This is a genomic window from Microbacterium sp. CSI-V (assembly GCF_001984105.1).
Lineage (GTDB): Bacteria > Actinomycetota > Actinomycetes > Actinomycetales > Microbacteriaceae > Microbacterium.
Map to the genome: position 1 here is coordinate 1430874 of NZ_MTQM01000009.1, position 8562 is coordinate 1439435.

At 71.4% G+C, this 8562-nt stretch carries 8 protein-coding genes and 1 rRNA gene; all 9 read right to left on the minus strand.

Annotated elements, in window-relative coordinates:
* Positions 1-579: an NUDIX domain-containing protein gene (locus CSIV_RS17735; protein WP_077052611.1), complete on the minus strand. Its 579-nt coding sequence runs from the start codon at positions 577-579 to the stop codon at positions 1-3.
* A 1-nt stretch (position 580) separates the two neighbouring features.
* Complete coding sequence (locus tag CSIV_RS17740) at positions 581-2290, minus strand: CTP synthase (RefSeq protein WP_077052612.1); 1710 nt, start codon at positions 2288-2290, stop codon at positions 581-583.
* Positions 2291-2422: 132 nt separating this feature from the next.
* Positions 2423-4123, minus strand: coding sequence for a DNA repair protein RecN (recN, locus tag CSIV_RS17745; RefSeq protein ID WP_077052613.1), 1701 nt, complete (start codon positions 4121-4123; stop codon positions 2423-2425).
* Positions 4120-5040 (minus strand): NAD kinase, encoded by a 921-nt coding sequence (locus CSIV_RS17750; RefSeq protein WP_077052614.1) that lies wholly within the window; start codon positions 5038-5040, stop codon positions 4120-4122. The genes recN and CSIV_RS17750 overlap by 4 nt, the downstream gene beginning before the upstream one ends.
* Positions 5037-5837 carry a TlyA family RNA methyltransferase gene (locus CSIV_RS17755; protein ID WP_077052615.1) on the minus strand — a complete coding sequence of 267 codons (801 nt, stop codon included), beginning with the start codon at positions 5835-5837 and terminating at the stop codon, positions 5037-5039. The genes CSIV_RS17750 and CSIV_RS17755 overlap by 4 nt, the downstream gene beginning before the upstream one ends.
* Positions 5834-5995: a hypothetical protein gene (locus CSIV_RS18540; RefSeq protein ID WP_175627641.1), complete on the minus strand. Its 162-nt coding sequence runs from the start codon at positions 5993-5995 to the stop codon at positions 5834-5836. Before CSIV_RS18540 ends, CSIV_RS17755 begins: the two co-directional genes overlap by 4 nt.
* A 19-nt stretch (positions 5996-6014) precedes the next feature.
* Complete coding sequence (locus tag CSIV_RS17760) at positions 6015-7052, minus strand: HAD-IIA family hydrolase (protein ID WP_077052616.1); 1038 nt, start codon at positions 7050-7052, stop codon at positions 6015-6017.
* Complete coding sequence (locus CSIV_RS17765) at positions 7049-7696, minus strand: tetratricopeptide repeat protein (RefSeq protein ID WP_083735209.1); 648 nt, start codon at positions 7694-7696, stop codon at positions 7049-7051. The genes CSIV_RS17760 and CSIV_RS17765 overlap by 4 nt, the downstream gene beginning before the upstream one ends.
* Positions 7697-8489: 793 nt before the next feature.
* Positions 8490-8562: ribosomal RNA gene (gene rrf / locus CSIV_RS18800) — 5S ribosomal RNA — on the minus strand; the annotation flags it as partial.

Sequence of the window (8562 nt, forward strand, 5' to 3'; positions counted from 1 at the left end):
TCAGGCCGACGCGGCCTCGCGGCGCAGCACCTCGGCCGCCGCGAGGACACCCGTGGCCAGGATGCCGTTGCGCAGGCGCCCCTCGAGCACCCCGTCGATCACGTCGGCCAGCGGCACGCGCTCGACGCGCATGTCGGACTCCTCGTGCTCGCGCTCGTAGTCGGTGACGACCTCGGACAGGCCGCGGGCGAGGAAGAGGTGGACGATCTCGTCGTTGCCGCCCGGCGTCGTGTGCACCGACACCAGGTGCTGCCACCGCTCGGCGACGAGGTCGACCTCTTCGGTCAGCTCGCGCTTCGCCGTCTCGAGCGGCGGCTCCCCGGCCACGTCGAGGAGACCCGCCGGGATCTCCCAGTCGCGCTCCTTGATGGGCTGCCGGTACTGCTGGATGAGCACCACACGGCCGTCGTCGTCGAGGGCGACGACCGCCGCGGCGCCGGGGTGCTCGACGTACTGCCGGGTCATCTCCCCGTCGCCGTACTTCACGGTGTCGGAGCGGAGGTCCCACACGGCCCCCTGGAAGACGAGGTCGCTGGCGACGACCTCCAGGTCGACGGGCTCGTCGCGCAGCGACTCCATGTCAGTCCTCCTCGACGTCGAACAGCTCGCTCGAACGGTGACGCTCGAGCGCCGCGCCGACCAGTCCGCGGAAGAGCGGGTGCGGCTCGGTGGGGCGCGACCGCAGCTCGGGGTGGGCCTGCGTGGCGATGTAGTACGGGTGGACGTCGCGCGGCAGCTCGACGTATTCGACGAGGTCGAGGTCGGGGTTGAGCCCCGAGAACACCAGGCCCGCGTCGCTCAGCTGCTGACGGTAGGAGTTGTTGACCTCGTAGCGGTGGCGGTGACGCTCGGACACGCGGTTCTCGCCGTACACCTCCGCCGCGAGCGACCCCTCGGCGAGGTCGGCCGGGTAGAGGCCCAGGCGCATCGTGCCGCCGAGGTCGCCGCTCTGCAGGATGTCGATCTGCTCGGCCATCGTCGCGACGACGGGGTGCGTCGTGTCGGGGTCGAACTCGCTCGACGAGGCTCCCTCGAGGCCGGCGACGGTGCGCGCGTACTCGATGACCATGCACTGCAGGCCCAGGCAGATGCCGAGCGTCGGGATCCCCTGCTCGCGGGCGAAGCGCAGCGCACCGAGCTTGCCCTCGATCCCGCGGATGCCGAAGCCGCCGGGGACGATGATGCCGTCCACCGTCGAGAGGGCCTTGGCCGCGCCCTCGGGCGTCTCGCAGAGGTCGGAGGGGATCCACGTGATCTTGACGTGCGTCTCCTGGGCGAACCCGCCGGCCTTGATGGCCTCGGTCACCGACAGGTACGCGTCGGGGAGGTCGATGTACTTGCCGACGAGCCCGATGGTGACCTCGTGCTTGGGGTTGTGCACCGCCTGCAGCACCCGCTGCCAGCGCGACCAGTCGACGTCGGCGGCCTTGTCGATGTCGAGCGCGTCGACGATGTAGGCGTCGAGTCCCTGGTCGTGCAGCATCGTCGGGATGTCGTAGATGCTCGGCACGTCCACGGCGTTGACGACCGCGTCCTCGTCGACGTCGCACATGAGCGCGATCTTGCGCTTGTTCGACTCGGTGACGGGCCGATCGCTGCGCAGGACCAGGGCATCGGGCTGGATGCCGATGGAACGCAGGGCCGCGACCGAGTGCTGGGTGGGCTTGGTCTTCTGCTCCCCCGACGCGCCCATGAAGGGCACCAGCGAGACGTGCACGAAGAAGACGTTCTTGCGGCCGAGCTCGTGACGGATCTGCCGCGCGGATTCGATGAACGGCTGCGACTCGATGTCGCCCACCGTGCCGCCGATCTCGGTGATGATGACGTCGGGCTGGGGCGACTCGGTCGACTGCAGGCGCATGCGGCGCTTGATCTCGTCGGTGATGTGCGGGATGACCTGCACGGTGTCGCCGAGGTACTCGCCGCGGCGCTCGCGGGCGATGACCTGCGAGTAGATCTGGCCGGTCGTGACGTTGGCCGCCTGGCTCAGCTCGATGTCGAGGAAGCGCTCGTAGTGGCCGATGTCGAGGTCTGTCTCTGCCCCGTCGTCGGTGACGAACACCTCACCGTGCTGGAACGGGTTCATCGTGCCCGGATCCACGTTCAGGTAGGGGTCGAGCTTCTGCATGACGACGCGCAGTCCACGCGCCGTGAGAAGGTTGCCGAGGCTTGCCGCCGTCAGGCCCTTACCGAGTGACGAGACCACTCCTCCGGTGACGAAGATGTGCTTCGTCGTGAAGGTCGATGCCGTGTTGTTGTCGTCTGAATGTCCCGCGTCCGAAGTCTGCATCACGGGCTTCGATCCTATCAGTCGTCTCGGATGGTGTCCTCGCGGAACGCTCCGCGTGTGGGAGGAAGTCTGGCATCCACCGCCGACACGCGTGTCACCCGGACGTGACGATCCCGTGTCGCCCGGGCGGGTTCAGTGCGCGCCGCGGCCCGTCTCCAGCAGCTCGCGCGCGTGGGTGAGCGCGGCGTCGGAGTCGCTGAGTCCCGAGAGCAGACGGGCCATCTCGGCCTCGCGTTCGGCGCCTTCCAGACGGCGGACACTGGATGCCGTGACCGCGCCGTCGTTGCCCTTGACCACGGTGAGATGGTTGCCGGCGAAGGCCGCGACCTGGGCGAGGTGGGTCACCGCGATGACCTGCGACGACTCCGCCAGCCGGGCGAGTCGCCGTCCGACCTCGATCGCCGCGGCGCCGCCGATCCCGGCATCCACCTCGTCGAAGACGAACGTCGGCACCGGATCGACGCCAGCGATGACGACCTCGATCGCGAGCATCACGCGGCTCAACTCGCCACCGGACGCCCCGCGCGAGACCGGTCGCGGGTCGGCGCCGGGGTGGGGTGCGAGCAGGATCGCGACGTCGTCGCGCCCGTGCGCCCCCGGCGTCGACGACGGAGTGACCTCGACGGTGAGCTTCGCGTCGGGCAGCGCGAGGGCGTGCAGTTCCTCGGTGACGGCGGCGCCGAGCCGCGCGGCGGCCTCGAGTCGCGCCGCGGTGAGGGCCTCGGCGGCGGCATCCAGGTCGGCGGCCGCCGCATCGCGCTGCACGCCGAGCCGTTCGACGCGATCGCCGTCGTCGTCGAGCTCGAGCAGCCGGGCCGATCCGGTCTCCAGCAGGGCGATGGCGGCATCCACCGAACCGTGGGCACGAGCCAGCGCCGCCAGGACTCCGCGCCGCTCGTCGACCGCGGCGAGTTCGTGCGGGCCGGATTCGTCGAGGTCCGCGAGGTAGCCCGACAGCGCGACCGCGATGTCGGTGGCACGGTAACCGAGGTCGGCGATCTGCTCTCCGATGGACGCGAGCTCCGCGTCGCTCGAGGCCACGCGTTCCAGGGCGCGGCGCGCCTCCGCGAGCAGCACGACCACGTCGGGGCCGTCGTCGTCGCTGGAGAGCACCGCGTGGGCGCTCACCGCGGCGATCCGCAGCTCCTCGGCGTTCGCGAGGCGCTCCGCGCGACGGGCGAGATCCTCTTCCTCGCCGGCGATCGGCGCGGCCGCCTCGATCTCGGTGATCGCCGCGCGCAGCTCCTCCGCCTCGCGGGCGCGGCCGTCGCGGTCCGCCGTCAGGGTCGTCAGTTCGGCATCCAGCTCGCGCCAGGTGTCCCACGCGCTCCGGTAGACGGCACGCGCCGCGGTGACCGCATCTCCGCCGAAGCGGTCGAGCGCGTCGCGCTGAGCGAATGCCGAGCGCAACCGCAGCTGATCGGATTGGCCGTGGACCACCACGAGGTCGTCCGCGAGGTCGGCGAGCACGCCCGCCGGAGCGGTACGGCCCCCCACGGTCGCGCGCCCACGGCCTTCGCTCGAGACCGTGCGTCCGAGGTACAGCTCGGCGGCGCCGTCGCCGAGCGGTTCGACGTCTCCCCCGGCTTCGCGCACGCGCGCGGCCACCGGACCGTCCTCGGGGACGAGCCACACGCCCTCGACCGCGGCCTGCGCCGCGCCCGATCGCACGGCGCCCGAATCGGCACGCTGGCCGAGCAGCAGCCCGAGACCGGTGACGACCATGGTCTTGCCTGCGCCGGTCTCGCCGGTGATGGCCGTGAACCCGCGCCCGATCGGCAGGGTCGCGTCGGCGATCACGCCGAGGTCGCGCAGCCGCATCTCCTCGATCACGGCGTCCCTCCCAGCGCGCCACGCCACCCGGTCACCGGCAGCCGGAACTTCCGCACCAGCCGGTCGGTGAAGGCTGCGGGGTGCAGGCGCGCGAGGCGCACGGGCCGCGACGACCGGCGCGCCACGACACGGGCTCCGGGCGGCAGCTCGTGCGAGCGCCGTCCGTCGCACCACAGGATGCCGCTCCCGCTCGTGCGTTCGAGCACCTCCACGGCGACGGTGGCGTCGGGGCTCACCACGAGAGGACGGGCGAAGAGCGCGTGGGCCGACAGCGGCACCACGGCGATGGCCTCGACGGTGGGCCAGATGACGGGCCCGCCGGCGGAGAAGTTGTACGCGGTCGACCCGGTGGGGGTCGCCACGACGATGCCGTCGCATCCGAACGACGACAGCGGCCGCCCGTCGACCTCCATGACCACCTCGAGCATGCGCTCGCGGCTCGCCTTCTCGACCGTCGCCTCGTTCAGCGCCCAGGTCTCGAAGATGACGCGGTCGTCGGCATCGAGGACCTTGACCGCGAGAGCGAGGCGCTCCTCGACGCGGTAGTCACGGGCGATCACGCGACGTACGGCGTCGTCCATGTCGTCGCGCTCGATCTCGGCGAGGAACCCGACGTGCCCCATGTTGATGCCCAGGATCGGCGCCGTGCCCCCGCGCACCGTCTCGGCGGCGCGCAGGATCGTGCCGTCTCCCCCGAGGACGATCGCGAGCTCGAGGTCTTCCACCCCGACGTCGACGCCCAGGGTCTCGACCCCGTCGAGGGGCAGCCGTTCCGCGAGCTCGGGGCGATCCTCGGCGGACACCACGGGAATCGCCCCGGCCGCGCGCACGGCGTTCAGGACGCGCTGCGCGGCCTCGACGGTGTCGTCGCGGCGCGCGTGGACGACGAGGAGGATACGGCGTTCGCTGGGGGTCATCGGCTTCCGGTCAGTCGGGTCACGGTGCTCTCCCATTCTGAGGGGTCGGTGCCGCGGGCGTCCGAGAACCACGCCACGTACTCGTGGTTGCCGTGGGTCCCGACGATCGGCGACGAGATGAGTCCCGCCGTCCTCAGGCCCGCGTCCCAGGCCGCCCACAGCACGCCGTGCACGGCGTCGGCGCGCAGGGCGGGATCGGTCACGAGTCCGCCCTTCACCGCCGTGCGTCCGACTTCGAACTGCGGCTTGATCAGCAGGACGATGTCGGCGCCCGGCGCCGACGTCTCCGCGACAGCCGGCAGCACGTGGTGCAGGGAGATGAACGAGAGGTCGCCCGACACGATCGACGGACGCTCGTCGACCCCGGTCGCGGCGGCGAGGGTCGCGGCAGTCATGAACCGGACGTTGTACCCCTCGACCGACACCACCCCGGGGTCGCCGGCGACGGCGGGGGCCAACTGCCCGTGCCCGACGTCGACGGCCAGCACCGGGCGGGCGCCCCGCTCCCGCAGGACCTGCGTGAAGCCTCCGGTGGACGCACCGAGGTCGAGGGCGACACGTCCGGACGGATCCAGCTCGAACGCGTCGAGGGCGGCCAACAGCTTGTGCGCGCCGCGACTGACGTAGTGGTCGGCGACGGCCACCTCGATGAGCGAATCGTCTTCGACGCGCACCGAGGACTTGACCACGCCGCGCCCGTCGACGGTCACCAGACCGTCCGCGATCAGCTGTGCGGCGTGCGTACGCGAGCGCGCCAGACCGCGGGCGGCGAGCTCGGCATCCAGGCGCCGGGTCATCCGTCGGCCGACGGGGCGACGCCCGAGTCGAGCCGACGAGCGAGTTCGTCGTGCAGCGCCGCGTACGCGTCGGCGCGCGCCTCGAGCGGCTGTTCCTCGATGATGCGGAGGCGGCCGATCAGTTCGGCGTCGGCATCGGTCTCACGGTCATCCGACATGGATGCCATCGTATCGGCGTCACCGCACGCGGAACGGGTCCGCGTACAACTGCTCCGGAACCCGGAAGCCGAAGATCGCGCGACCCGAGTTCCAGATCGCGGCCGCCCCCGCTCGCAGGAGGTCGATCTGCCTGCTTCCTTCGGACACGATGCGCAGGTCGACGCCGTCGATCTCGATGATCGCGTCGCCGACGCGGGTGCGCTCGCCCTTCACGATCGTGGCGGGGTACGGTTCGAACAGCTGACGCAGGTCCTCGACGATGTAGTCGGGGCGCTGATTCGGCGCCGCGGCGAGGAGCTGCTTCGGCCGGTCGATTCCGGTGAGCACGTGCACGGACGCCATCTCCGCTCCGCGCGCGCCCTGCACGTCGGTGTCGAGACGGTCACCGATGAACAGCGGCGACGTGGCGCCGGTCCTCGCGACGGCGACGTCGAAGATCGGTCGCTCGGGCTTGCCGGCCACCGTCGCCAGTCGGCCGACGGCCGTGTGCACGGCCGAGACCAGGGTGCCGTTCCCCGGCGCGATACCGCGCGCCTGCGGGATCGTCCAGTCGGTGTTCGTAGCGATCCACGGGATGCCGCCGTCCTCGAGGGGCGTCGCGAGGGCGTAAGCCGCCTCGGCGAGCTGCTTCCACCCGACCTCCGGGGCGAAGCCCTGGACGACGGCCGCGGGTGAGTCGTCCGCGCTACGGGTGACGACGAACCCCGCCTTCTCGACCTCGACGACGAGACCCTCTCCCCCGACCACGAGCAGGGTCGACCCGGCGGGGACGAGTTCCGCGAGCAGCCGCATCGCCGCTTGCGGGCTCGTCACGACGTCCTCGGGTGCGACGTGCAAGCCCAGCGAAGTGAGGTGATCGGCGACCGAGGCGTCCGTGCGCGAGGCGTTGTTCGTGATGTAGCCGAGCCGGCGGCCTTCGTCGGCGGCGCGGTTCAGACTGTCGACGGCATGGGGCAAGGCGCCGGGGCCGGCGTACACCACGCCGTCCAGGTCGGCGAGCACGACATCGACGCCGTCGAGCGGTGTGCGTTCCGTCCTGCTTCGCCCGAAGATCATCGTTCTTCGCCTTCGTCCTCGCCGGCATCCTGCACGGGGATCACCCCGGATGCGACGTCCACTCCGCCCTCGTCATCGACGAGATCGATCTCTTCGACGACGATGACCTCGCGGTCCGCGACACCCGCGGCCGCGTCGAGCGCCTCGGCGGCGATCTCCGCACGGCGGAACCACTCGGCAGCCTCGTCGTCGCGCCCCAGTTCTTCGAGGACCGCGGCGCGCGCCGCGAAGAGCGCGGGGCTCCATTCGAAGGCGCGATCGGGGTCGGCCTCGGGGATGTCGAGTTCCTGGAGGGCACGCTCCGGCTCTCCGAGATCCAGACGCGCGCCCGACATCGCGATGGCGAGCTGCGCACGCACGGCCGTCGGCAGCGTCGACCGGTCGACGGCACGCCCCTCTTCGAGCGCGCGGTCCGGTCGCCCCACACCACGCTCGCTGTCGACGATGAGCGGGAGCTGCTCGTCCGATCCGGAGATCCGGCGGTGGGTGCGGAGCTCGCGCAACGCGAGCGCGAAGTCGCCGATGGCGTAGGCCGTGATCGCGACCGTCTCGCGCACGATCGCGATGCGTCCCGCGCTCCGCGATGCGGCCAGCGCGTGCTGATGCGCGAGGGCCGGGTCGTCGTCGATCAGACGGGATGCCATCACCAGGTGTCGAGCGACGTTCTCCGCGTTGTCCTTGCTCAGTGTCTTGAGCTCGTTGCGCGCCGCGCCGGGCAGGTCACGGGCCGTAACGTCCTCGGGGATCTCCGGCCCACGCTCCCGCTGATCCTGCGGCGGACGTGTGGCGCGGCCTTCCGTGCGGTCGAAACGGCGCGGCGCTCCGGCACCAGGCCGACGGTCACCAGACGGCCGACGATCTCCCGCCTCCCCGCGCGGGCGGTAAGGACGAGAATCCCCACCTTCCGAACGCGGACGATACGGACGAGAATCCCCACCTTCCGAACGCGGACGATACGGACGGGCGTCGCCATCGCGACGCGGCCGATCAGCTTCGCCGCCCTCCCGACGGTAGGGGCGGGAATCGCCGTCGCGACGCGGTCGGTCAGCACCGCCGGCGTTCGACGTGCGCCCCTGCCCGTCACGATGCGGACGGCCATCGCCACCCGACGGACGTGCTCCGCCATCGCCGTCCCGGCGGGGACGATACGGCTGGTCACCCGCGCGACGCGGTGCGCGATCATCACCGTCTCGGCGCGGACGCGCGCTGCGGTCGCCCGCTCCACGGGAGGGGCGGGCGGAGGAATCACGGGCTGAACGGCCCCGGTCGGAGCCGCCACCCGAGGATGATCGGGGTCGGGATCGGTCGTCGGAGCGACCTCCGTTGACGTTGCGCTCGTTCGCGTCGTCGTTCGACATGACGATCCTTCCCCCGGAAATGTGTCCGTATATGCGAAATGGCCACCCAGCGTTGGGTGGCCATTTCGTCTTAGAAGAAGTCCGGCGGTGTCCTACTCTCCCACAGGGTCCCCCCTGCAGTACCATCGGCGCTGAGAGGCTTAGCTTCCGGG

Coding starts and splice junctions, on each gene's coding strand:
- CSIV_RS17760 (WP_077052616.1), bottom strand. CDS start 7,052: ATGATCTTCGGGCGAAGCAGGACGGAACGCACACCGCTCGACGGCGTC.
- CSIV_RS17740 (WP_077052612.1), bottom strand. CDS start 2,290: ATGCAGACTTCGGACGCGGGACATTCAGACGACAACAACACGGCATCG.
- CSIV_RS17735 (WP_077052611.1), bottom strand. CDS start 579: ATGGAGTCGCTGCGCGACGAGCCCGTCGACCTGGAGGTCGTCGCCAGC.
- CSIV_RS17765 (WP_083735209.1), bottom strand. CDS start 7,696: ATGGCATCCCGTCTGATCGACGACGACCCGGCCCTCGCGCATCAGCAC.
- CSIV_RS17750 (WP_077052614.1), bottom strand. CDS start 5,040: ATGACCCCCAGCGAACGCCGTATCCTCCTCGTCGTCCACGCGCGCCGC.
- CSIV_RS18540 (WP_175627641.1), bottom strand. CDS start 5,995: ATGTCGGATGACCGTGAGACCGATGCCGACGCCGAACTGATCGGCCGC.
- CSIV_RS17755 (WP_077052615.1), bottom strand. CDS start 5,837: ATGACCCGGCGCCTGGATGCCGAGCTCGCCGCCCGCGGTCTGGCGCGC.